The following is a 21,406-nucleotide window of genomic DNA, read 5'->3' as shown; positions in this document are numbered from 1 at the left end:
CGGATCTTCATGAAAGGGCAAAGGAAGATTGCTACCGGTCAGCCTATTCGAGCGAAGGGGGGAGGGAAAGACCCCGGCGTGACTATGCCGAAACAGAAAAAATGCTGACCGTGTATCCGATGATTCGATTGCAGCATCCGCTTGCCTCAAACATTAGGCGCGTAACACACTCCGACGGCCAAACTGAGCGATATGTCGTTGAGCCGGATATGCGCGCCGATATTCGGACAACGTAGGGGAGCGGCCCGGACGACGATTGGATGCGTACGCCGACGGCAATTCGACTGAGACGTGGGATCGAACAGCCGCGGCGATACGCGAAGCGATGCACATGGCGGCGGCAGACCGACCGATCACCGTCGAAGCCCGTGCGCGGTTGAAATGCAGTTGGCGAAGAAAGGTTGCAAAGATGGGACGCACGGTCGCCGCCATTCTGGAAAATTGTCGAGGCTGCCCTCGACGCAATCGCGGCCTCAGGCCTCGGTGCGGCCATTACCGATAGACGAGGACGGAGAGCCGCGCGCGCGGGCACGGGCGGGAACGACGATAGCCGCGGCGCATTGGTCATAAGACAGCAAAGGAGCTTTCCGATGACCAAGGACAATATACTCGCCGGCTGCAGGATCCTGATCATGGCGACAGATGGCTTCGAACAATCCGAGCTTGAAGTGCCACTTCAGCGTCTGGAGGACGCCGGCGCGGAGGTCGAAATCGCATCGATCGACGATGATGATATTACCGGCTGGGACGAAGACGATTGGGGCGACGAGGTCGAAGTCGATCTCAAGATCGCCGACGTCGACACCGACCGTTATGACGCGCTCGTCCTGCCGGGCGGCCAGATCAATCCCGACTTGCTGCGGGTCGAGGACAAGGCGATCTCGATCATTCGGGCCTTCGCAGGTGCTGGCAAGCCGGTTGCCGCGATTTGCCATGCGCCGTGGCTTCTCGTCGAAGCCGGGCTCGCATCCGGCAAGCGGATGACGAGCTACAAGTCGATCCGCACCGATGTTGCCAATGCCGGCGCGCAGGTGGTCGATGAGAGCGTCGTGGTCGACGGCAATATCATCACCAGTCGCTGTCCCGACGACCTGCCCGACTTTTGCGATGCGATCGTCGCAGCGGTGGCCGACCGCAGGGCGCGGGCGTAGCTGTGCCGAGCTCAATACGGGACTGTTGAGTTGTGAAAAGGCGATCGCGTGCGGGCACAGCGATTCTTGCGGTAAGCTGTTGAAAGCGGCGGGAACTCGCTGCTTTATGGCGCGTCGTTTCCAAGCCTGCCGCCCAGGCAGTTTGGAAAGGGGATGACCCACATGGGACAGAACGACCAGCAGGGCGGCCAAGCCGATCGCAATCCGAACGAGACCCCGGCCAGCAGGAACAGCAGGATCTGCAGCGTCGCCAGCCCCGGTCAGGACAATGACCAGGACCAGGGCAACCAGGCCGGCCGCGACGACGAGAATCGTCAGAACTGCTGACGTCGGAAAGAAGAGTGACGCCGAGGCGTCCTCTCGGGGCAGGGCCGCACTTCGATGCGGCCCGGCCTTTTCTATTCCCCGGCTGCGCCCATTCCAGGTGCAACCTTCCTAGCACTTTGGCATTCTCCCTTCATCGATCGCGGACAGCGGAATGGGAAGGAGAGGCCCGTGCGAACGATTGAGATATGGCCCGACGAAATCGAGGGCGGCGACACCGAGCGCGAGGGTGTCTTCTACGCGACTATGCGCTTCATCGACAGGGAAGCTGAAACAGCCGTCGTGATCTATCTGCAACCCGAGATCGAGCGAGGCATGATCGCCGATCTTTACGGCTGGGCGCAAAGCCGCGGCATGACCGGTCGAACGAACTGAATTGGAAGCATGGGTTGGCAAGCGGTCGCCCGCCTGGATCGGAGCGCCCCTTGGCGGCCACCTTTTCAATGCGGAGAAGTCGTTCGATGCAAGTCAGTCAGCACGGCGTTCCAGAATGCGATCTCTTCGTCATTGCCCCGGTCGCGCGACCATTGCACCTGCCTGGAGACGATGAAGTCGGCCTGTTTGCCATGCCGCAGCTTGATCTCCGACACACAATTTCGAATGTTATGACCTCCGAACGGCATTGCCGATCTCCTTGATGCTCCGCATAGAAACAGGGCAGGTGAGGGCGGCGGTTTCCCGCCGCCCTCGATATGTCAGAAGTCCATCGCCGGCATCGGCGCGGCCTTCTCCTCTTTCGGCAACTCTGCGACGAGCGCTTCGGTGGTGATCAGGAGCGAGGCGACCGAGGCCGCGTCCTGCAGCGCGGTGCGTACGACCTTGGCGGGGTCGATCACGCCTGCCTTGACGAGGTCCTGATACTCGCCAGTGGCGGCGTTGAAGCCCCAGCTATATTCCTCGCTTTCGAGGAGCTTGCCAACGATCCACGCGCCGTCCTCGCCGGCATTGTCGGCGATCTGACGCGCCGGGGCGCGGAGCGCGCGGCGGACGATGTCGATGCCTGACTGCTGGTCGTCGTTCGCGGCTTTCAGGCCTTCGAGCGCTTTCAGCGACCGGAGCAGCGCGATGCCGCCGCCCGGAAGAATGCCTTCTTCCACGGCCGCGCGCGTCGCATGGAGCGCGTCGTCGACACGGTCCTTCTTCTCCTTGACCTCGACCTCGGTCGCGCCGCCGACACGGATCACCGCGACGCCGCCCGCGAGCTTGGCAAGCCGCTCCTGCAGCTTCTCGCGGTCATAGTCGCTGGTGGTCGTCTCGATCTGCTGGCGGATCTGCGTGACCCGGCCGTCGATATCCGACTTCGCGCCGACGCCGTCGACGATCGTCGTATTATCCTTGTCGATGACCACCTTCTTCGCGCGCCCGAGCATGTTGATCGTGACGCTCTCGAGCTTGATGCCGAGTTCCTCGCTGACGACATTGCCGCCGGTGAGCACCGCTATATCCTCGAGCATCGCCTTGCGGCGGTCGCCAAAGCCCGGCGCCTTGACGGCGGCGACCTTGAGCCCGCCGCGCAGGCGATTGACGACGAGCGTTGCGAGCGCGTCGCCCTCGACATCCTCGGCGATGATGAGCAGTGGCCGGCCCGACTGGACGACGCTCTCGAGGAGCGGCAGCATCGCCTGCAGGTTCGAGAGCTTCTTCTCGTGGATGAGGATATAGGGGTCGTCGAGTTCGACCTTCAGCTTCTCGGCGTTGGTGATGAAATAGGGGCTGAGGTAGCCGCGGTCGAATTGCATGCCTTCGACCGTCTCAAGTTCGGTCGCGAGGCTCTTCGCTTCCTCGACGGTGATCACGCCCTCATTGCCGACCTTCTCCATCGCCTCGGCGAGGATCTTGCCGACTTCCTCGTCGCCATTTGCCGAGATGGTCGCGACCTGCGCGATCTCGCTATTCGCCTCGACCTTCTTGGCATGCGCCTTGAGGTCCTCGACGACGGTATTCACGGCGAGATCGATGCCGCGCTTGACGTCCATCGGGTTCATGCCCGCTGCGACCGCCTTCGATCCTTCGCGGACGATCGCCTGCGCGAGCACGGTAGCGGTCGTCGTGCCGTCGCCGGCCTTGTCGTTCTGCTTCGAGGCGACCTCGCGCAGCATCTGCGCGCCCATATTCTCGAACTTGTCAGCAAGCTCGATTTCCTTGGCGACGGTGACGCCGTCCTTGGTGATGCGCGGCGCGCCGAAGCTTTTGTCGATCACGACGTTGCGCCCCTTGGGGCCCAGCGTGACCTTCACTGCATTCGCAAGCGTATCCACGCCGCGCAGCATGCGATCACGCGCCTCCGACGCAAATTTCACTTCCTTGGCAGCCATTTTAACCTCCTTCTTGCTGTCCTTTCAGTTGGTGATGATCGGCGCTACGCCGCCTGTTTGAGCGCCTCGGCCTGCTCGATCACGCCGAGGATGTCGCTCTCCTTCATGATGAGCAGTTCCTCGCCGTCGATGCGCACCTCGGTGCCCGACCATTTGCCGAACAGGATCCGGTCGCCGGCCTTGACGTCGAGCGCGGTGACCGTGCCGTCCTCGGCGCGGGCGCCCGGACCGACGGCGACGACTTCGCCTTCCTGCGGCTTTTCCTTGGCGGTGTCGGGGATGATGATGCCGCCCGAGGTCTTCTCCTCGGCTTCGATGCGGCGGACGACCACACGGTCGTGCAAGGGACGGAAATGCATGCATAACCTCCATGTTGCATAACGATATGATAAGCCGGCGCCTGTCCAGGACGCGCGGCGCCGATGAGCTAGGAAGCGGAATTTTTTGCTTCAAGAGGGTCGACGAAAATTTTTTCGCATTCGCGCCAGCGCAAAACAAATGCCCCTTATCAAGGGGCTGACGCCTCTTGACTCGACTCGCTTCGCTCCCAAAATCTGTCTCTGCGGCACCTTGCCGCACGACGAGAAAGGAAAGGCTACAAGGAAGGAGGCACGATCATGTCCGAGCCATTTTCCCGTTTTCTTCACCCCTTCGACGTGGCGCGTCACCCGAGCCTCGAGCCCGAGGTCAAGCGCGCGCTCCTTGCATCCTGGGCATCGGATCGCTCGGCGGTCCGCAACAAGCCCGCGCTCCGAAAGCCGCCCGGCGCGCGCCGCGCCGTGCCGGTCGACGATGTGCTCGCCGCGCTCCGGTCGCTCGACGGCGGCGAGGCGCGCGCGCCATGACCGACCGGGCGCTGATCGCGCAGCTGGACGGCTATGGGCTGACAACTGCCGAGATCCATTATTACCGGCCCGATCATCCCTCGCTGCTCCAGCTCTTCGTCTGGCAGGACTATGATCTGCCGCCGGATTTCCCGGTGCTGTTCGATTTTCTTGCCATGTGGAGGCGCCAGATCGAAGCCGCGCTCCACTCGGTCCGCATCGCGCACGACGCCCTGATCGGGCCCGCCGAGTGGCGCGCGGCAGATATCATTCGCTCGCTCGATTGAGATCGGGGCGGCGGCCGCCACCGTCCGGCGTTTAAATGCAATTTGATATTGAAGGGCGGGGCCAACGCTGAACGGCGGCCCCGCCCGTTGTTACGCTTTTTCGAGCGTCTTTTCGTTCGACGATCCGATCCGGCGCGGCTCGGTGTCGCCGCCGCCGATCTCGATCTTGCGCGGCTTCATCGCCTCGGGGACGACGCGGCTGAGCTCGATCGAGAGCAGCCCGTCGGCGAAGCTCGCGCCGCCGACCTCGATATAGTCGGCGAGCTGGAAGCGGCGCTCGAACGCGCGGCGCGCGATGCCGCGGTGGAGATAGACGAGCTTGGCGTCTTCCTCGGCGGGCTTGCCCGTGACGCTGAGTTGGTTCTGCTGCGCGACGATCTCGATCTCGTCGGGCTTGAAGCCCGGGACCGCCAGCGTGACGCGGAAGCGGTCATCGGCATCGCGCACGATGTCGAAGGCGGGAAAGCCATCGGACGTTTCGCCGCGCTGCCCCTTCTCGAGCAGGTCGAAGAGATGATCGAAGCCCACCGTCGAGCGGCGGTAGGGGGTAAAGTCAAAGTCGGTTCTCATTTCCAAATCCTCCTGATTGAAGCAATTCGGGCATGAGATGCGCCGGGACTCAGAGCCGGCGCTCTCTATGTCCTCAGGACCCGGAAATCCGGCATCCGGGAAAAAATTAGGAAGCCACTTTTTCGATTTCAAGAGGTCGCGCGCGCGAAGATTCTGGATGCGCCATGTTCCGAAAATCCGCAGCGCCAAAGCGCGGAGCCGCAACGCGCGCGGCTCCGCGATCGGGTCAGGCGACGCGACTGTCGCCGGTATCGCGGCTCCATGCCGCGATCTGGTCCTTGATCGCCAGCTTCAGCTTCTTGAGCCGCGCAATCAGGACTTCGTCGGGCTGGCGGCGCTGCGCCTCCCGATCGATTTCGGCGTCGAGGCGGGCATGCTCGCGCCGCAGATAATCGATATGTTTGCTGGACATCTCTTCTCCATGCCAAGTTGAGGATGTTGCAGCCCGAGCGGCTGCGGCGTGGATGTAGGAAAGCTATGGTCAGGATTTCAAGGGGTTGAAGTGTCCGCCTGTGGGAGACTGTCGGAAGCTGTGAAGAGCATCGCGCGGCGCCCCGCAGGGAAGGCACGACAGCCGGCATTGGGAAGCAAAGATGTAGAGGCGGTCGGCGCGCTACAGCTAAATCGTCACAACATGGGTTAGTCGCTGCAACCCGGCCCGGCGACCATTGTTTCGGTAGCATGCCGACTCGCGAGGAACAGGTTTACCCGCTCTTCCGGCGCGTCGCCGACGCCATTTGCGCTGTCCGCCTTCCTGGCCGCGCCTGGGACTAGGCGCTGCGCCGGAGCCAACGGGCATATGCTTCAGAATGGGAGTGATGGATGTGACCATGAAAGCACAGAAGCTTGATACGATCAGGGTAGAGAAACCCTGGGGCGTCGATCGGCTTCCTCCGCCCTTCGATGCACGGACTGGTGGCCGCGTCGGCGAAATCTGGTTTCGTCCGCCCCAATCCAATCCGCTGCTCGTGAAATATATCTTCACGAGCGAGCGCTTGTCGATCCAGGTCCATCCCGACGACCGGCAGGCGCAGGCGCGCGGACTTCCCGCAGGCAAGGAGGAATGCTGGTACATTCTTGACGCTGAGCCGGACGCGGTGCTCGGCATTGGCACGCTTCGCGCGCTCGGCGAGCGCGAACTCGCCGATACCGCCCGCTCGGGTGCTATCGAGGCGCTCATGGAGTGGCATCCGGTGCGCGCGAACATGTTCTTTCATATTCCGCCCGGAACCGTCCATGCGATCGGCACCGGGGTCACACTCGTCGAAATTCAGCAGAATGTGGATGTTACCTATCGTCTCTACGATTACGGCCGCCCGCGCGAGCTGCACCTCGCCGATGGGACGGCGGTCGCGAAGGCCGCGCCGATGTCACGCGATCTCTGCCGCCAAGTCGATATCGCAGAGAGCGCGTTGTTGCTCGACAGCCGCCATCTCGTGGTCGCGCACCTGAACGCCAACGACCTTTCGCCGCTTGCCGATGCGAGGGATGGGGCGATGATCGTCCCACTCAGCGGCACGGTCGCGGCTGACGGCGTGACCGCGCAGGCGGGCGAGTGCCTGTGGGCCGAGGACGTCGCTACCATCGAGGCCGGAGCCGGCGCGCGTTTTCTGGCGGGTTGGCACAAGCCTTGACGCCCTGCGCGACCTTGGCGCGTCACCGATGGAGGGCGATCCGCCTGCGCCAGCTGGCCTGGCACCGTCCTGCCGCCCGAGACGCCTAGCGAGGCGCGTCGGCTGCCGCACATGTTACAGGGTTGATCGGCTATCCGCCCGAGGCTTTCCCTACGGCGCTTCCCATCTCCTCTCCGAGGCGCACCGGCCGTTCGGGAAACCAATCGGGGTTGAACGCGATCGCTTGCTTCTCGAACAGCATCACGATCGTGGAGCCGAGGAGAAAGCGACCCATCTCGTCGCCCTTGCGCAGCGAGACTTCATCGGGGGCGTAGGACCATGACGATATCTTGCCCGATCGCTTTGCATTCACCACGCCATGCCATGACGTTGCGATGCTGCCGACGATGGTCGCACCTACGAGTATCATCGCAAAATGGCCGTGAGTGGGGGACTCGAACAGGCATATGACCCGCTCGTTACGCGCGAAAAGGCCGGGCACCCCTCGCGCGGTCGTCGGGTTGACGGAAAAGAGCGAGCCCGGGACGTGGATCATGCGTCTGAGCTCCCCGTCGCACGGCATGTGCAGCCGGTGATAATCCTTGGGCGAAAGATAGAGGTTGGCGAAACTGCCGTCGCGAAACGTCGCGGCGAGGGCAGCGTCGCCGCCCAGTATCGCGGTGGTGGTGAAACGGTGGCCCTTGGCCTGGACGATGTGATGATCGTCGATGGCGCCGAGCTGGCTGATGGCACCGTCGACCGGACAGATGAAATCGGCCTCCGCCCGCGGGCGAGCGCCGGCTTTCAGCGGACGCGTGAAGAAGTCGTTGAAGTTTGCATAGCTGCGGATGTCGGGATTTTCCGCTTCGCTCATGTCGACGCCATATTTGGCGACGAACCATTGGATCAGTCGCGGGGTCAGCCGGCCCGACGATGCGGCAACACGGCCGGCGAATTCGGTCAGCCGCCGCTTCGGCATCGCATGCTGGGCAAGAATTGTCAGGCGCTCGAACATGATATCATCCGTTGGTCGATCCTTCGGAGGGAAAGCCGATCGCCTGGGGAGAGACGACGGCGCCCGCCTCTTCGTTCCGGCGGTGATGCTTTATCCCGATGTCGTGGGGCAAGGGAAGGCGCATGGCCGGGAGCGGAAAATAATCGGGTAGGGCGCGCGCTCAGTCTCGCCGGGCCTTTGGCGCCCCTCCCGCCGAACGGACGAAGCGGTAACTCTTCTGCTCATAGTTCCGCGCGCGCAGGAAGTTGTGGGCGTTGTTGATCATGATGTCGCTCATGATCTCGATCGTGCCGCATCCGCCCTTGGTGAGCGCCGTTTCGGCGGCGGTCAGGAGCGCCGTCCCGATGCCGCGGCGCCGATGGTCGCCGTCGACCAGCAGCAGGGTGACGCGGCCGACAAGGCCGTGCTGCAAGGTCGGAACGACGCCCCAGGCGCAGCATCCGATCAGCCCGTCGGCATCGGCGACGAGAAGCCCGGCCTTCGCTTTGCCGATCGCCTCAACGTTCGCATCGATCGATATGCGCTTGGGCGGCTCGGCAAGCTGGGCGAGCAGACGGGCGAGAGCTTTTCGGTCCTTGCCCGTCGCGGGCCGCAGGCTGAGCTCGGGTTCCGGCAGGACTTCGGGTTTGACGATCCTCAGCACCGGCTTGGCTTTCGGCGGCGGCGGCGGATCCTGCCGCCTTCTTGCAGGCTCGGGTGACGGTGGCGGACTCGTTTTTCCGCGTCGGCGGATAGGCGAATGCTCCTCGATGGGTTCGGCGGCTTTGGGTGCCTTCTTGGCAGGCTTCGCCGCGGGTTCGCGTTCGGCCGAGAGTTTCCAGCTGTCGGCCGCGCCGCCGCGAAGATAGTGCGCGATGTCGGCGGCGCTTGCCATGAGCCCTTGTTCGCCGATCCCGAGGAGCGGCTTGCCCGCCGCATCGGTGAGGCCGAACTTCCCATAGTCGCCGACGCCCGGCGTTCGCTTTCGCGACCGGACGAGTTTCATCCCGCGGTGTTCGGCGATTGCGCGAAGCTCGTCGGCTGTCGGCTCGGTTGTCATCGATCAGGGCCGGAGAGGAGAGGCGGGGCGGGTCTGCGGGGAGGGGGCGCTCGCTCGGACCGGCGGCGCGCGCTTGCCCGCGCCCTGGTGGGAACCTGTGCGGCTGCGACGCGCTCTGCCCATATGCGCGCGCGCCGCTTCACCCGCTCGACCATGATCGACCATGTCGCCTATGACGAGGCAGCGTCGGTGCTTTCCATCAGCTTCCGGGGCACCGGCAGATATCTTTATCATGGCGTCCCGCGCGCGATCTACGACAGGCTCTGCGCTGCGGAATCGCTCGGCGCCTATTTCAACGCGCATATCAAGGATCATTTCCGGTGCGAGCGCGACCCGGCGCGCCGGCGGTTCGGTCCCGCTGCCTGAGCGCCCGACTGCGAATGCGGGCATTGTGAAGGCGCGGCTCATGCGCGCTTGCGCGCGGCGGTCTTGGTCGGCGCCTTTTTCGTCGGCGTCTTTTTGGCCGGCGCCTTCTTGGCGCTGGCGGCCTTGGCCTTCCCGCCGCCGTCACCGATTGACTTCTTGAGCGCCGCCATCAGGTCGACGACATTCGATCCGCTCGGCGCCTTCTCGTCCTTCCCGTCGTCGAGATTGAGCGTCTTGCCCTTCTTCTTGCGCTCGATAAGCTCCTTCAGCGCCTCGACATAGCGATCGTGAAAGTCGCTCGCGTCGAACTTGCCCGTTTTCTTGTCGATCAGCGTCGTCGCGAGGTCGAGCAGGTCTTCGTCGGGATCGCTGTCGGCAATGTCGCGGAAATAGCTCGCCGCCTTGTTGACCTCGTCGGCATAGCGCAGCGTCTCCATGACGAGACCCCGGCCGCACGCCTTGATGCTGACGACATATTCACGGCCGCGCATCGCGAGCTGGCCGAGACCGACCTTGCCCGTGCGGCGCAGCGCCTCGCGCAGCACGATGAACGCTTCCTCGGCAAGGTCGTCGGCGGGGACGACATAATAGGGCTTATCGAAATAGATCTCGTCGATATCCTCGGCCTCGACGAACTGGGTGAGCTCGAGCGTCTTCTTGCTTTCGAGCTTGACCCCTTCGATCTCCTCGTCGTCGAGCAGCACATATTGGTCCTTGGCATATTGGAATCCCTTGACGATCTCGTCGACGTCGACCGGGCCGACGCCGGGGACGACCTTTTCATATTTGATGCGCTTGCCGGTCGGCTCGTGGATCTGGTTGAACGCGATCGTCGCCCCGCTCTTCGTCGCCGAATAGATCTCGACCGGGATCGAAACGAGCGCCAGGCGGATCTGGCCTTTCCAATAAGGGCGCGCAGCCATCGTCACTCACTCCTTTGCCAATGCTCCTTCAATGCGCGCGGTCGCCGAGCGTTCCGCGCCGGCGATGGGAAGGGAAGCCCGATCGCCGCAACGGGATCGAAAGCAGGAGCTGCAAATGGCCGGACAGTCGCGAACGCGCGCGCCTGCCGTTTTCGCGGCCCGCGACTTGCCGATCCGAGCTTCTCAGACGGTCCAGCGCGCGGGCGCGAGCGCGATGGCGATCGGAGGATGCACCCGCTGCCATTTCGTTGCGGCGAGCACGTCGTTGCTCTCCTTCGCCTCGCGGCCCGGCCCAAGCGACCAGGTGATATGATAATGGCTACCGTCGCCGCGATCGGTGGTGCCGCCGATGCGCACGACGAGCGCCTGGACGCCCGCGCCGTCGTCGACTTCGCCGACGATCTCGCCCGCGTGCGCGGCGGGTAGGGGCGTGTCCTCGGCGGTCCCGAAACGGAGCGTCACATGATCGGCAACCAGATCCGGATAGCGCGGTTCGAACCGTTCGAGCAGCTGGTCGCGCTCGGCTGGTGGCAGCTTCCAGCCGGCGATGGTGCACGTCATGACGCCTTGCGCTTTCGCTTTGTGGAGCCCGCGCCAAGTTCGATCCAGGCGGGCGCATGGTCGCTCGTCTTGTCGAGCGCCCGCGGGCGGGTGTCGACGCCGGCTGCCTCGAGCCGCTTCGCCGCGGGCTTGTTCAGCAGCAGATGGTCGATGCGGATGCCGGCATTGCGTTCGAACGAGCGCCGCCAATAAGCCCAGAAGCTGTAGATGCGCTCCCCGGGATGCAGGTGACGGATCGCATCGGTCCAGCCCTGGTCGAGGATGCGCCGGTAGGCGGCTTTGGCTTCGGGCGCGAAGAGCGCGTCCTTCATCCAGTTCTCGGGCTTGTACACATCGAGGTCGGTGGGAATGACGTTGAAGTCGCCGCAGATGACGACGGGCGCATCGAGGTCGAAGAGCGTTGTCAGATGCGCGTCGAGCCGCGCCATCCACTGCATCTTGTAATCGAACTTCGGACCGGGCCAGGGGTTGCCGTTGGGAAGATAGAGGCCGGCGACGAGGATGCCGCCCACCGCGGCCTCGATATAGCGGCTCTGCTCGTCGCCGGGATCGCCGGGGAGCCCGCGGCGCGTTTCGTGGATTTCGCCGACGCGGCTCAGCATCGCGACGCCGTTCCAGCGGCTCTGGCCGTGCCAGATCACGTCATAGCCCGCGTCGCGGATCGCCTTCTCGGGGAATTTCTCCTGAGGGGCTTTCAATTCCTGCAGGCAAACGATGTCGGGCTCGGCCTGCGCGAGCCAGCCGAGCAGAATGTCGAGGCGGCCGCCGATGCCGTTCACATTATAGGTCGCGATCTTCACAGGTCGGGCAGCGTCTGGTCGGCGCGGCCCCAGCCTTGCAGCGCCTTGAGGCCGGCGCGCTTCAGAAGCTCCTTCGCGTCGGTGATGCGGAAATGCGAAGGCTTGTCGATCGTCTCCATTTCCTTCCAGCTGATGGGCGCGGCGACCGGCGCGCCTTCGCGGGCCCGCGCCGAATAGGGCATCACCGCAGTCGCGCCGCGCTGGTTGCGGAGATAATCGACGAAGATCCGGCCCTTGCGCTGCGCCTTGGGGAGGGCGGCGGTGAAGCGGTCGGAATCCATCTGGGCGACGGCGCGGGCGAGCCGGTGCGCGAAGTCCTTGACCTCGGGCCATTCGGCGCGCGGCACGAGCGGGGCGATCACATGGACGCCTTTGCCGCCGGTGAGCATCGGGAAGGTCTCGAGGCCCATCTGCTTCAGGATGTCGCGGAACTGGAAGGCGGCGCTGCGGACCGCCTCGAAATCGAGACCGACGTCGGGATCGAGATCGAAGACGAGCCGATCGGCCTTCTCGACATCCTCGATGCGCGCGCCCCAGCCATGGAATTCGATCGTGCCCATCTGGACGCAGGTCATCAGGCCCTCGGGCGTGTCCATATAGAGATAGGGCTGGTTGTCGCCATCCTTCTCCTCGATCGCGACCTGTTTCACCGCATCGCCGAGGCTTCCGGCATCATGTTTCTGGAAGAAGCATTTCTTGGCGCGGCCCTGCGGACAGCGCACGAGGCTGATCGGGCGCGAACCCGCCCACGGCAGCATGATCGGCGCGACCACGGCATAATATTCTGCAAGCTCGCCCTTGGTGAGCCCCGCCTCGGGAAAGATGACGCGGTCGGGGTTGCTGATCGGTACTGGCGAGGCGTGCGCCACCTCGGCGACCGCCGCTTCGCTTTCGATCACGACCGCTTCGGGCTTCTTGTCCTCACGAAGGCCGAGATAGCTCGGGTGGCGGAGCGTGCCATCGTTCGTCATCTCGGTGAAGGCGATCTCGGCGACGAGCTTCGGCTCGATCCAGTGCGCGCCGCGCGTCTCGGTGCGGGGCACCTTCACCGTCGGCTCCTTTCGTTCGAGCGGCTTCATCATCGCCTGGAGGCGGAAGAGCTCCTCGGTATCGAAACCGGTCCCGACCTTGCCCGCGTAGCGCAGCGCGCCCTTCTCATGGACGCCAAGCATCAGCGAGCGGAACGCGCGCGACGTGTCCGAGGGCGTCCAGCCGACGATGACGAACTCCTGCCGCTTGATGCACTTCGTCTTGAGCCAGCTTCCCGCGCGCGCGCCGACATAGCGCGCATCGCCCTTTTTCGAGATGACCCCTTCGAGACCCGCAGCGCAGAAACTCTCGAGCAATGCCTCGCCGCTGCCCGCGATATGATCCGAGTAGCGGATATGCCTGGAGGCCTTGGGAAGAATTTTGGCAAGATGCGCCTTGCGGTCGAGGAGGGGGAGGGCGGTCAGATCCTCGCCGTCCAGCGCGAGCAGATCGAAGGCGAAATAGTCGATGCTATCGGGCGCGGACTTCAGGGCATTTTGCAGTGACTGGAAGCTTGAGCGGCCTTCAGCATCGAGCACGACCGCTTCACCGTCGATCAGCGCGCTGTCTACCTTCAGCTTTGCGGCCTCGGCGAGGAGCGGCGCGAAGCGCTCCGACCAGTCGAGACCGGAGCGCGTATAGGCGCGGGCCTCGTCGCCGCCGACCGCGATCAGCAGGCGGTAGCCGTCATATTTCATCTCGTGAACCCAGCCCCTGCCAGCGGGAACGCTGTCGACGAGCGTCGCCAGCTGGACCGGACGAAAGGGCGGGGGAGCCGCAGCCTTTCGTTCGCCGCGCTTCGAAGAGGGGGCGCGGTCTGCAGGGCTCGGTGCGGCGGTCTTTCTGGCCATGGACTCAAGACCATTTGGCGCCGCGATCGTTCCCGGTGGCGGGGCAACTTGCCCGCCCCGCCATGCGTTCCCATTTTCGTCCCCGAAACATGGAGCTTCAACATGGCGAATGGCTGGGCGCGCGACGGCGCCGTTCAGGAGCAGATCGACGACACGGTGAGCGATGCCGTCAAGGAGGCGCGCCTGCGGCTGCTGTCCGGCAAGGGCGCGGACTATTGCGACGATTGCGGCGAGCGGATTGCGGAGGCGCGGCGAATGGCCTTGCCTGCGAGCCGTACCTGCATCGGGTGCCAGACGCTTCGCGACGCCGAAGGCCGTCCGGCCGGTTTCAACCGCCGGGGAAGCAAGGACAGTCAGCTGCGCTGACCCCTTGGGAAAGCGAGCTGCGGCATGGACTTCAGGCGCGCGCCTTGGCTGCGGCGCGGACCTCCTGCGATCGGTTGAGCGCGATAACGAGGATATCGTCGCCGTCGACGATGACGCCGACATTGTCCATGCCGACGAGCGACACGCGTTTTCCGGGCGCGCGGACGAGGCAATTGTGGCTGTCGTGTGCGAAAAGATCGTCGCTGCAAGCATTACCGGAAGCGTCGGCACCTGCGAGCGCGTGCACCGCCTGCCAGCTGCCTAGGTCCGACCAGCCCATCGACACGGGGACGACCGCAACGCGGGCGTCTTTCTCCATCACGGCATAGTCGATCGAATCAGAGGGCGCCTGTTCGAACGGCGCGCTTGCCGCGTGCAGGGCATCGCCATCGTGCAGCGCATTGGCGACCGCGGCTTCCGCCGCGCGATATATGGCCGGGCAATGCGTGAGCATCGCTTCGCGCATGCGACCGGCCCGGAAGAGGAAGATGCCGGCGTTCCAGCTGTAGCCACCCTCGCGAAGCATCGCTTCGGCATCGGCGAGGGGCGGCTTCTCGACGAAGCGGGCGACGGCAAATCCCGCGCCGCCGAGCGGCGCGCCGCTGGCGATGTAGCCGAAGCCCGTGTCGGGCCGATCGGGGGCGATGCCGAATGTGACCAGCCAGTCGTCGCGCGCCAGATCGGCGGCTTTGGCGATGGCGCCCCGGAATGCGGCTACATCGGCGATGACATGATCGCTCGGCATGACGAGCAGCAGAACGTCATCGGCCGACGAAGCGACCGCGAGCGCGATGGCGGCAGCGGTGTTGCGCGCCGCGGGCTCGACGATCAGCCGAAGGTCGCGACCCTGGGATTGCTCGCGCACCATCGCGACATGCTCGGCGCCGCACACGATGAGCGGCGCCGAAAAGCCGGCTCCGGTTGCCCGATCGAGCGTGCGGGCGAACAGGCTCTCCTTTCCGATGATGTCGAGAAACTGTTTGGCACGCGCGCCGCGGGAAGCAGGCCAGAGGCGCGTACCCGCGCCGCCGCAAAGAATGACGGGCTGGATCGTCGCAGACATAGGATCAACCTTCTAGGGTCGGGGCGGAGGCGCGCGAGCTCGACCCGATCGACTTTCCGCCGTTTTCGAAATGAGCGACCGGCTGGACCATGTCCGAATGAACGCCGCGCAAGCGAGCGAGTTGCCCCTGTTTCTGCGCAAAGGCCCGAAATTCGGGGCGGATTAACGCAGGTTATACCGAATTCTCGCATGCGTGATCCGGATTGAGCGCGGTCAGCGTGTCCTGTTGCGCCAGAAAATTGCGAAGTCGGCGATAAGAATGCTTCAACGACGAAGATTGTGGACGCTTGCCGGTCGGACTTCACTTCCGCCGCATGCAGCCCGCCGGGGCACCGGGGCGTTGAACAGGCATGAACCAGAGCGACACCTTTCTGATGCTGGCCGGGCAAGAATTGAAATTCCTCTCCGACCTCATCGCGCGGATCGATCAAGGACGTCTTGATCCTGTCGGCCTCGACCGGGAGGCCGCGATCCTCCTCCTGCGCGAGGTAGCGGCGGAGCGCCGAAGCCTAGTCGATCGCCTGAAATCTTATGAGGGTGAGGGCGGCGCTGCCTGGACCGGAGCGCCCGTATAGGGGCTCTTTGTCGGTCCTTGCTAATCTCGTCCGCCGCTATCCGTTGGCATTTCGGCGGCGCGTTTCCCAACCCTTTTTCGCGGCCGCCGATCGCTTTTCGCTGCTCTTGCCCGTACCGCTTTTGCGGCCACCTTTTCTCGAGGCTTCATGGGTATCGGGCTGGCCACGGCCGGAACCCGACTTGTTGCCGCCGCCCGACTCCTTGTTCACCGTTGCCCATGCGCGGCTCTCCGCTTCCTTCTTGCCGACGCCGCGCTTCTCATAACTTTCTTCGATATGCTCGGCCTTGCGCTTTTGCTTGTCGGTGTAGCTTGATTTGTCCCCACGGGGCATGACAATTCTCCCTATCCGGCCCCCTTTGGTCAACCAACGGAACATCTTGGGGTTCCGCTAACGACGCTAATCGGTGGCATGCAAGACCTCGCTTCCGGAGACGGACACGAGCGCGCTGGCCGTGTCGGCACCGCGTGACAATCGTTGCGAGCGGCGGCGGCGCCCAGATATGATTGCCGCTCGGCGCGGTCTATCCGTTGACGACCGTTCCGCCGTTCGGGTGGAGCACCTGGCCCGATATGTAGCTGCTGTCGTCGCACGCAAGAAAGAGGAAGCTCGGCGCGACCTCGTTGGGCTCTCCCGGTCGCTTCATCGGCGTCGTCTCGCCAAAACTTTCGACTTTTTCGGCGGGCGCTCCGCCGCGTGGATTGAGCGGGGTCCAGATCGGGCCGGGCGCGACCGCATTCACCCTGATCCCCTTCTCGATCAGATTCTCGCTGAGCGAGCGCGTGAAGGCGGTAATGGCGCCCTTGGTCGCACTATAGTCGAGCAGACCACCGCTCCCCTGATACATGGTCACGCTCGTGCAATTGATGATCGCCGCGCCTTTCTTGAGATGCGGCAGCGCAGCCTGCACAAGATAGAACATGCCGAAGATATTGGTGGCGAAGGTGCGCTGCAGCTGCTCCGGGCTGATGTCGCGAATATCGTCCGCCGGATGCTGTTCGCCCGCATTGTTGACGAGAACATCGATGCGCTTCAGCTTGCTCACGACCTTGTCGACGATAGTCCTTCCGGCGCTGGTTTTGCCCACGTCGGCCCTGACGAGGATCGCGGTGCGCCCTTCGGCGCCTACGAGCGAAGCCGTTTCCTCGGCATCGGCCTTGTTGCTCTTGTAAACGATTGCGATGTCCGCACCTTCGCGGGCGAACAATACGGCTACCGCGCGCCCGATCCCGCTGTCGCCGCCGGTCACGATCGCGACCTTGTCCTTGAGCCGGTCGGAACCGGCATAGCGCGGCTCCCATTTCGGCGCGCGGTCGAGATCGGATTCCCGGTCTTTCGGCGGCGTGCGGATCGTCTTCGTCTCGCCGACCTCCTTCCGCAGTTTCCTTGCCGCCGTCTGTTTTCCGCGCTTCTCGGACGCGGTTTCTCCGACCTTTCCGGCCTCTGATTTGCGTGCCATTGCCGACTCCTCCTGTTCTGCCTGTCATCGACAAACCGGCGGGTCCTACACTTGGTTGCGGAGCACTTGGCTCATGCCGAGCTGCGCTGCGGCCGAGCTGTCCGGTATATTCCATGGGCTGGAAATGCGCGGCCGACTTTCTACCTATGCAGCGTTGCAATCCTTACCGCCCCGGGGGCGCGCCCTGCGCTGCCGAAGCTGAGAGAAGAAGTTTGTCGAAGATCGTGAACGGTGCCAGCCTGCAACCTCGCTCCGGAGACGCCCCCAAAAACATCGTGCTGCTGCTCCACGGCTTCGGGTCGAGCGGCTCCGACATGATTTCGCTGGCGCCGCAGTGGCAGGAGGCCTTGCCAGACACGCTGTTTCTTGCGCCGCATGCACCGCAGCGATGCTCGATAATGGGCGGGGGCTACCAATGGTGGGGGCTGTCGGGTTTCGCCCCGGCGGCGTTGGCTGCAGGCGCTGCGTCGGCAGCGCCGGCGATCGACGCGTTCATCGATCGCAAGCTCGCGCAATATGACCTCAGCGAGGCCGATCTCGCCCTTGTGGGTTTCAGCCAGGGCACGATGATGGCGCTTCAGGTCGGCCTTCGCCGCCCCCGCGCCGTTGCCGCTATCGTCGGCTATTCGGGCATGCTCGCGGGCGCGGCCGATCTTGCGCATCATGTTCCGTCGAAACCGCCAGTCCTGCTGGTGCACGGCACGGCCGACCCCGTCGTGCCGATCGCGGCGCTGCACATGTCCGAGAGCCAGTTGAAGCGGCTCGGCGTCGAGGTCGAGACGCATATCTCCTACGGCGTCGCGCACAGCGTCGACCCGGTCGGACTGCGGACCGGCCGCGACTTCGTGACCGGCGCCTTTGTAAAAAGCTGCGGCTGAACCGCGCAGCTTCGTCACGGCGGCATCGGGCGCACGGGTGTCGGCGAGCGACGCGGGGTGGCCGGGAAGGGAGAGGGGGGCACCCGCGGTGGGGTGGGAGCCGCGCGGAACTGCCGGGTGCAGCGGGCGTTGGCCTGATGGGTCAACATTCGGGGACAGGCATTATGAACAAGCTGCGGCGGCTCGAGACATTTGCGCGGACGGGGTGGTTCGCGCGCGGCGTCGTCTATTGCCTGCTGGCATGGATAGCGCTCACCGGTTCGTCGGCCGACGACGCCAGTCCGCAAGCCGTGTTCCGCTCGGTCCGCGATATGCCCGCTGGCTCGATCCTTCTTGCTCTTCTCGCGATGGGTCTGGCGCTTTACGGCGCCTATCGCCTGTACGGGGCGGCGCTCGATAGCGAAAACAAGGGAGGCGGTGCGAAGGGCGTCGCTGTGCGGATAGGCTATGCCGCGAGCGGCATCGCCCATTTCATTCTCGCCTGGGCGGCGCTTCGCCTTGCCTCCGGCGGCGGCGCCGAAGACGGCCGCGAGAAAGAGGCGGCGGGAATGCTGCTCGAACTGCCGCTTGGCGGCCTGCTCCTCGGGCTCGTCGGCGCCGCCTTCCTCGCGGCGGCCGTGCAGCAGGCGGTCAAGGCCTGGACCACCGAATTTACAAAGGATCTCGATGCGGCAGCACCTGCATGGGCCGTGCCCGTCGGGCGGGCGGGTCTTGCGGCGCGCGCGGTCGTGTTCGCCGTCATCGGCGCCTCGCTCGTGCGCGGCGGCTGGTTCGGCGCTGCCCGCGAGGTCAAGGGCCTCGGCGACGCGCTCTCGGCGCTCACCGACAATCCGCCGCTCTATCTGCTCGTTGCCGCCGGGCTGTTCCTGTTCGGCGTACACAGCTTCGTCGAGGCCCGCTGGCGGCGGCTTCGCGATGAAGACATGATCGCGCGGATCATGGCAGCGCGACGCTGACGATTCCCATTGCGCGGGCCCGCGGAACCCTGTGGGCTTCGCCGCGTTAGCAGGGCAGTCATCAACAGGGAGAATCTCGATGAAAAAGCTGTTTGTAACCCTCGCCGCAACCTCGGCCCTCGCGCTCGGCGCCTGCCAAAGCCCCGCCGCCGACAAGGTCGAGGATCAGGCCGAAGCGAAGGCCGAGGCGATCGACGATCAGGCCGACGCGATGCCCGAAGGTCCCGCCAAAGAGGCAATGGAGCAGAAGGCCGATGTCGTCGAAGAGCAGGGCGAAGAAAAGGCCAACGCGATGGACGACAATGGCGAGATCGCTCCGTCCGAAACCGGCGTCGGCGACACCCAGAAGAAATAAGACTGCCTTCCCTAAGGGCAGGGTGAAGGGCGCCGGTTCCGGCGCCCTTTATCGTTGCGGTGGCCCGGCTCAGGCTGCTGGCAGTTGGCGCCGCTGGGATACCGCAAGGGAACGCGGTTCGGCGTCGCTTCTCAGCACAGCGTCCGATCGAGAAAGTCCCTGATCAGCGGGACAACCTCGTCGAGGTTGGTTTCGAGAAGCCAATGGCCGCCGTCTAGCATGTGCAGCTCGGCCGCGGGGAGATCGCGCAAATAGGCGCGCGCAGACTTCTCGGGCATATAGAAATCCTGCGGACCCCAGACGATGAGCGTCGGCGGGTGGTGCTCGCGCAGATAGCGTCGATGCGCGCCGAACCAGGAGCGATTGGCCTTGAGGCCCCCGATAAGGTCGATCGCGATTTCGCGGCGCCGCGGGTTGATCAGTGACCAGTGCAGTTTCCAGAGGTCCGGCGGAATGCGCGGCACGAGATCGGGCCGCACGTCGTTCAGAAACTCCTCCCGAAAAACATCCTCGCTGATTGCCTTGCCGATCTCGGCGCGCATCTCGGGTTCGGGAAGCGACCAGCTCTTCTCTATCTCGGCATATTTGTCGCCCAGCGCATCCTCATAGGGAATGTCCCCATTCTGGATGATCTGCGCGAGGATGCGTTCAGGCCGCATGATCGCGAGACGTGCGCCGATCGGCGAGCCGAAATCGTGAAGATAGAGCACAAAGCGCTCGACGCCGAGCGCACGCACGAACCCGTCGAGAAGCTGCGCATAGCCGTCGAAGCTATAGTCGAAATGCTCGGGCGTATCGCTGTAGCCCATGCCCGGATAATCGGGTGCGAGCAGCCGCCACCGATCGCCAAGCCGCGGCATGAGATTGCGAAACTCGAACGACGAACAGGGATAGCCATGTGGCAGCAGCAGCACCGGAACGTCGGGCGGTCCTGCCTCCCTGTAAAAGATATCGACTCCGCCGACATCGATCCGCCGATGAAGAGTTTCTCCGTTCACAGTCGATGCTCCTCGCGCGTCAAGATATCAAGGGGCTGGCAGTTTCACGTCGGGCAGCGCATCGAGGTCGGCCTTGGTCATGCGCGTCTGAAGATTGGTGTCGTCGCCGCGTACAATAGGTTTGAGGCCCTGCACCGGTACATGAACATAGCGGTCGGGACCGACGCCATCGAGCTCGACGAGGAGACGGTCCACCTTGTCGTCGGCGCCGCGCAACACCTGCGATACGTCTCCAAGATCCTTCCCGTCCGCGCCGACGATATCGGCGTCGAGCAGTTGTGCCTCGCTGAGCCCGAGCGCCGCAGGGAGGGGGCCGGCGACCGTGGCGCTGGTCTCGGCCGCACGTTCCATCCTGTCCTCGGCAGCTTCCTGCTTGCTGTCGCAAGCGGCGAGAAAAAGTGCGGCGCCGGCACCGAAGATGAGGATGCGCATGTCTTGTCCTTTCAGTAGCGGATCGAGCTTCGGTTCGACGCGGCGGAACTCGAAATCGTCATGATCTGACCAGGAAACGCCCCGCTGCAAAAGCGGTTGCGATTTTGCCACGTGCGGCTCTTTGGGCGCGGTCTTCATCTACGCCTCAGCCCGCCTCCGTGACACCCTCGTCGAGCCCGCGCGTCTTCGGTCGCAGCGCCTTGTAGCGCGGAAGGAACGCCATCATCGGCATCCAGCTCGGCGCCTCGGCGGTGTAAAGGTGGAAAGCTGGCGCAATCTCTTCCGGATCGTCCAGCGTCCCCGCTGCAATATCGATCTCATCGGCCTGGTGGCGCACATGGATCGTTAGCGGCGAGCCGCACGTCCGGCAGAAGCTGCGCGTGCCGAAGCTGGTCGATGCGAAGCGTCCGATATGCTCTTCGCCCGCAAGGATGCGGTACCGATCGAGATGGACCGTCGTAAAGACCATGCCGCCCGACCCCGAGACATGCTGGCAGACCCGGCAGTGACACCAGCCGCTATCATATGGCTTTTCTTCGAGGCGGTACCGAACCGCGCCGCAAGCGCAGCCCCCTTCGAGCGCAACCTCTTCGGCGCTTGCATTGTCGCTATCGGAAGCGTTCGGCATGGAGCTCGCCTTTCTCGCGGCGCGGGTA

The 21,406-nt window shown here is 64.3% G+C and carries 29 protein-coding genes; 12 read left to right on the top strand and 17 right to left on the bottom strand.

Going from position 1 to position 21,406, the window contains the following annotated elements; genetic code table 11:
* Nucleotides 1–590: 590 nt before the first annotated feature.
* The 3 genes from ACTJI5_RS04075 to ACTJI5_RS04065 all read left to right on the top strand — a co-directional run bounded on the left by ACTJI5_RS04075 (nucleotide 591) and on the right by ACTJI5_RS04065 (nucleotide 1,850).
* The gene (locus ACTJI5_RS04075) at nucleotides 591–1,151 is read left to right on the top strand and encodes a type 1 glutamine amidotransferase domain-containing protein (protein ID WP_137892607.1); all 561 of its coding nucleotides are present in this window, start codon (nucleotides 591–593) and stop codon (nucleotides 1,149–1,151) included.
* Between the two features lie 162 nt (nucleotides 1,152–1,313).
* Nucleotides 1,314–1,478: a hypothetical protein gene (locus tag ACTJI5_RS04070; RefSeq protein ID WP_440859461.1), complete on the top strand. Its 165-nt coding sequence runs from the start codon at nucleotides 1,314–1,316 to the stop codon at nucleotides 1,476–1,478.
* A 168-nt stretch (nucleotides 1,479–1,646) separates the two neighbouring features.
* A complete protein-coding gene (locus tag ACTJI5_RS04065) occupies nucleotides 1,647–1,850 on the top strand; it encodes a hypothetical protein (RefSeq protein ID WP_054727962.1) in 204 nt (67 codons plus the stop codon).
* A gap of 65 nt (nucleotides 1,851–1,915) precedes the next feature.
* On the opposite strand, the gene ACTJI5_RS04060 is transcribed toward ACTJI5_RS04065, so the two are convergent.
* From ACTJI5_RS04060 to groES, 3 genes are all read right to left on the bottom strand, one after another.
* Entirely contained in the window at nucleotides 1,916–2,098 is a 183-nt protein-coding gene (locus ACTJI5_RS04060) for a hypothetical protein (RefSeq protein WP_137892609.1), read from the bottom strand.
* A gap of 72 nt (nucleotides 2,099–2,170) precedes the next feature.
* Nucleotides 2,171–3,790: a chaperonin GroEL gene (groL, locus tag ACTJI5_RS04055; RefSeq protein WP_137892611.1), complete on the bottom strand. Its 1,620-nt coding sequence runs from the start codon at nucleotides 3,788–3,790 to the stop codon at nucleotides 2,171–2,173.
* A gap of 44 nt (nucleotides 3,791–3,834) precedes the next feature.
* On the bottom strand, nucleotides 3,835–4,149 hold the full coding sequence (gene groES, locus ACTJI5_RS04050) for a co-chaperone GroES (RefSeq protein ID WP_056350212.1): 315 nt from the start codon (nucleotides 4,147–4,149) through the stop codon (nucleotides 3,835–3,837).
* 258 nt (nucleotides 4,150–4,407) lie between these two features.
* On the opposite strand from groES, the gene ACTJI5_RS04045 reads away from it, so the two are divergent.
* On the top strand, nucleotides 4,408–4,635 hold the full coding sequence (locus ACTJI5_RS04045; RefSeq protein ID WP_054727955.1) for a hypothetical protein: 228 nt from the start codon (nucleotides 4,408–4,410) through the stop codon (nucleotides 4,633–4,635).
* Nucleotides 4,632–4,901: an usg protein gene (locus tag ACTJI5_RS04040; protein WP_137892613.1), complete on the top strand. Its 270-nt coding sequence runs from the start codon at nucleotides 4,632–4,634 to the stop codon at nucleotides 4,899–4,901. Before ACTJI5_RS04045 ends, ACTJI5_RS04040 begins: the two co-directional genes overlap by 4 nt.
* A 90-nt stretch (nucleotides 4,902–4,991) precedes the next feature.
* On the opposite strand, the gene ACTJI5_RS04035 is transcribed toward ACTJI5_RS04040, so the two are convergent.
* Complete coding sequence (locus ACTJI5_RS04035; RefSeq protein WP_056350218.1) at nucleotides 4,992–5,471, bottom strand: Hsp20 family protein; 480 nt, start codon at nucleotides 5,469–5,471, stop codon at nucleotides 4,992–4,994.
* 226 nt (nucleotides 5,472–5,697) lie between these two features.
* Nucleotides 5,698–5,883 carry a YdcH family protein gene (locus tag ACTJI5_RS04030; protein WP_054733396.1) on the bottom strand — a complete coding sequence of 62 codons (186 nt, stop codon included), beginning with the start codon at nucleotides 5,881–5,883 and terminating at the stop codon, nucleotides 5,698–5,700.
* Between the two features lie 418 nt (nucleotides 5,884–6,301).
* Between ACTJI5_RS04030 and ACTJI5_RS04025 the strand changes: the two genes are divergently transcribed.
* Nucleotides 6,302–7,105 carry a class I mannose-6-phosphate isomerase gene (locus ACTJI5_RS04025; protein WP_252170989.1) on the top strand — a complete coding sequence of 268 codons (804 nt, stop codon included), beginning with the start codon at nucleotides 6,302–6,304 and terminating at the stop codon, nucleotides 7,103–7,105.
* Between the two features lie 130 nt (nucleotides 7,106–7,235).
* Here ACTJI5_RS04025 and asd read toward each other — a convergent pair whose 3' ends face one another.
* Entirely contained in the window at nucleotides 7,236–8,099 is an 864-nt protein-coding gene (asd, locus tag ACTJI5_RS04020; protein ID WP_440859460.1) for an archaetidylserine decarboxylase, read from the bottom strand.
* A 160-nt stretch (nucleotides 8,100–8,259) separates the two neighbouring features.
* Nucleotides 8,260–9,138, bottom strand: a complete 879-nt coding sequence (locus ACTJI5_RS04015) for a GNAT family N-acetyltransferase (RefSeq protein ID WP_054727946.1) — start codon at nucleotides 9,136–9,138, stop codon at nucleotides 8,260–8,262.
* Nucleotides 9,139–9,261: 123 nt separating this feature from the next.
* Here ACTJI5_RS04015 and ACTJI5_RS04010 point away from each other — a divergent pair, with 123 nt between their 5' ends.
* Entirely contained in the window at nucleotides 9,262–9,504 is a 243-nt protein-coding gene (locus ACTJI5_RS04010; protein ID WP_440859459.1) for a KTSC domain-containing protein, read from the top strand.
* A gap of 38 nt (nucleotides 9,505–9,542) precedes the next feature.
* Here ACTJI5_RS04010 and ku read toward each other — a convergent pair whose 3' ends face one another.
* From ku to ligD, 4 genes are all read right to left on the bottom strand, one after another.
* Nucleotides 9,543–10,427: a non-homologous end joining protein Ku gene (ku, locus tag ACTJI5_RS04005; RefSeq protein WP_440859458.1), complete on the bottom strand. Its 885-nt coding sequence runs from the start codon at nucleotides 10,425–10,427 to the stop codon at nucleotides 9,543–9,545.
* Between the two features lie 183 nt (nucleotides 10,428–10,610).
* A complete protein-coding gene (locus ACTJI5_RS04000; RefSeq protein WP_137893840.1) occupies nucleotides 10,611–10,988 on the bottom strand; it encodes a hypothetical protein in 378 nt (125 codons plus the stop codon).
* The gene (xth, locus tag ACTJI5_RS03995) at nucleotides 10,985–11,788 is read right to left on the bottom strand and encodes an exodeoxyribonuclease III (protein WP_137893838.1); all 804 of its coding nucleotides are present in this window, start codon (nucleotides 11,786–11,788) and stop codon (nucleotides 10,985–10,987) included. The genes ACTJI5_RS04000 and xth overlap by 4 nt, the downstream gene beginning before the upstream one ends.
* A complete protein-coding gene (gene ligD / locus ACTJI5_RS03990) occupies nucleotides 11,785–13,668 on the bottom strand; it encodes a DNA ligase D (RefSeq protein WP_325543711.1) in 1,884 nt (627 codons plus the stop codon). Before ligD ends, xth begins: the two co-directional genes overlap by 4 nt.
* A gap of 102 nt (nucleotides 13,669–13,770) precedes the next feature.
* Here ligD and ACTJI5_RS03985 point away from each other — a divergent pair, with 102 nt between their 5' ends.
* Nucleotides 13,771–14,034 carry a DksA/TraR family C4-type zinc finger protein gene (locus tag ACTJI5_RS03985; RefSeq protein WP_137893834.1) on the top strand — a complete coding sequence of 88 codons (264 nt, stop codon included), beginning with the start codon at nucleotides 13,771–13,773 and terminating at the stop codon, nucleotides 14,032–14,034.
* Between the two features lie 31 nt (nucleotides 14,035–14,065).
* Here ACTJI5_RS03985 and ACTJI5_RS03980 read toward each other — a convergent pair whose 3' ends face one another.
* Nucleotides 14,066–15,097 carry a mannose-1-phosphate guanylyltransferase gene (locus tag ACTJI5_RS03980; protein WP_137893832.1) on the bottom strand — a complete coding sequence of 344 codons (1,032 nt, stop codon included), beginning with the start codon at nucleotides 15,095–15,097 and terminating at the stop codon, nucleotides 14,066–14,068.
* A gap of 350 nt (nucleotides 15,098–15,447) precedes the next feature.
* On the opposite strand from ACTJI5_RS03980, the gene ACTJI5_RS03975 reads away from it, so the two are divergent.
* Nucleotides 15,448–15,672, top strand: coding sequence for a hypothetical protein (locus ACTJI5_RS03975; protein ID WP_054727930.1), 225 nt, complete (start codon nucleotides 15,448–15,450; stop codon nucleotides 15,670–15,672).
* Between the two features lie 36 nt (nucleotides 15,673–15,708).
* On the opposite strand, the gene ACTJI5_RS03970 is transcribed toward ACTJI5_RS03975, so the two are convergent.
* Together ACTJI5_RS03970 and ACTJI5_RS03965 are read right to left on the bottom strand one after the other, a co-directional pair.
* On the bottom strand, nucleotides 15,709–16,005 hold the full coding sequence (locus ACTJI5_RS03970; RefSeq protein WP_440859557.1) for a plasmid stabilization protein: 297 nt from the start codon (nucleotides 16,003–16,005) through the stop codon (nucleotides 15,709–15,711).
* 190 nt (nucleotides 16,006–16,195) lie between these two features.
* Entirely contained in the window at nucleotides 16,196–17,131 is a 936-nt protein-coding gene (locus tag ACTJI5_RS03965) for an SDR family oxidoreductase (RefSeq protein WP_082395587.1), read from the bottom strand.
* Nucleotides 17,132–17,343: 212 nt separating this feature from the next.
* On the opposite strand from ACTJI5_RS03965, the gene ACTJI5_RS03960 reads away from it, so the two are divergent.
* The 3 genes from ACTJI5_RS03960 (at nucleotide 17,344) to ACTJI5_RS03950 (ending at nucleotide 19,320) form a co-directional block, all read left to right on the top strand.
* Nucleotides 17,344–18,009 carry an alpha/beta hydrolase gene (locus ACTJI5_RS03960; protein ID WP_325543716.1) on the top strand — a complete coding sequence of 222 codons (666 nt, stop codon included), beginning with the start codon at nucleotides 17,344–17,346 and terminating at the stop codon, nucleotides 18,007–18,009.
* 164 nt (nucleotides 18,010–18,173) lie between these two features.
* Nucleotides 18,174–18,965: a DUF1206 domain-containing protein gene (locus ACTJI5_RS03955; RefSeq protein WP_440859457.1), complete on the top strand. Its 792-nt coding sequence runs from the start codon at nucleotides 18,174–18,176 to the stop codon at nucleotides 18,963–18,965.
* Between the two features lie 79 nt (nucleotides 18,966–19,044).
* Nucleotides 19,045–19,320 carry a hypothetical protein gene (locus tag ACTJI5_RS03950; RefSeq protein ID WP_054727924.1) on the top strand — a complete coding sequence of 92 codons (276 nt, stop codon included), beginning with the start codon at nucleotides 19,045–19,047 and terminating at the stop codon, nucleotides 19,318–19,320.
* 131 nt (nucleotides 19,321–19,451) lie between these two features.
* Here ACTJI5_RS03950 and ACTJI5_RS03945 read toward each other — a convergent pair whose 3' ends face one another.
* Genes ACTJI5_RS03945 through ACTJI5_RS03935 form a run of 3 tightly spaced genes read right to left on the bottom strand, consistent with a single transcriptional unit; the run spans nucleotide 19,452 to nucleotide 21,378 of the window.
* Nucleotides 19,452–20,318: an alpha/beta fold hydrolase gene (locus ACTJI5_RS03945; RefSeq protein WP_137893826.1), complete on the bottom strand. Its 867-nt coding sequence runs from the start codon at nucleotides 20,316–20,318 to the stop codon at nucleotides 19,452–19,454.
* A gap of 27 nt (nucleotides 20,319–20,345) precedes the next feature.
* The gene (locus tag ACTJI5_RS03940; protein WP_325543722.1) at nucleotides 20,346–20,888 is read right to left on the bottom strand and encodes a hypothetical protein; all 543 of its coding nucleotides are present in this window, start codon (nucleotides 20,886–20,888) and stop codon (nucleotides 20,346–20,348) included.
* Nucleotides 20,889–20,895: 7 nt separating this feature from the next.
* The gene (locus ACTJI5_RS03935; RefSeq protein ID WP_137893824.1) at nucleotides 20,896–21,378 is read right to left on the bottom strand and encodes a GFA family protein; all 483 of its coding nucleotides are present in this window, start codon (nucleotides 21,376–21,378) and stop codon (nucleotides 20,896–20,898) included.
* Nucleotides 21,379–21,406 lie beyond the last annotated feature (28 nt).

The sequence above is a fragment of the Sphingopyxis sp. 22461 genome (genome assembly GCF_052044915.1).
Lineage (GTDB): Bacteria > Pseudomonadota > Alphaproteobacteria > Sphingomonadales > Sphingomonadaceae > Sphingopyxis.
Note: the sequence above shows the minus strand (reverse complement) of the source record. Positions and strands in the feature narration are given on the sequence as shown.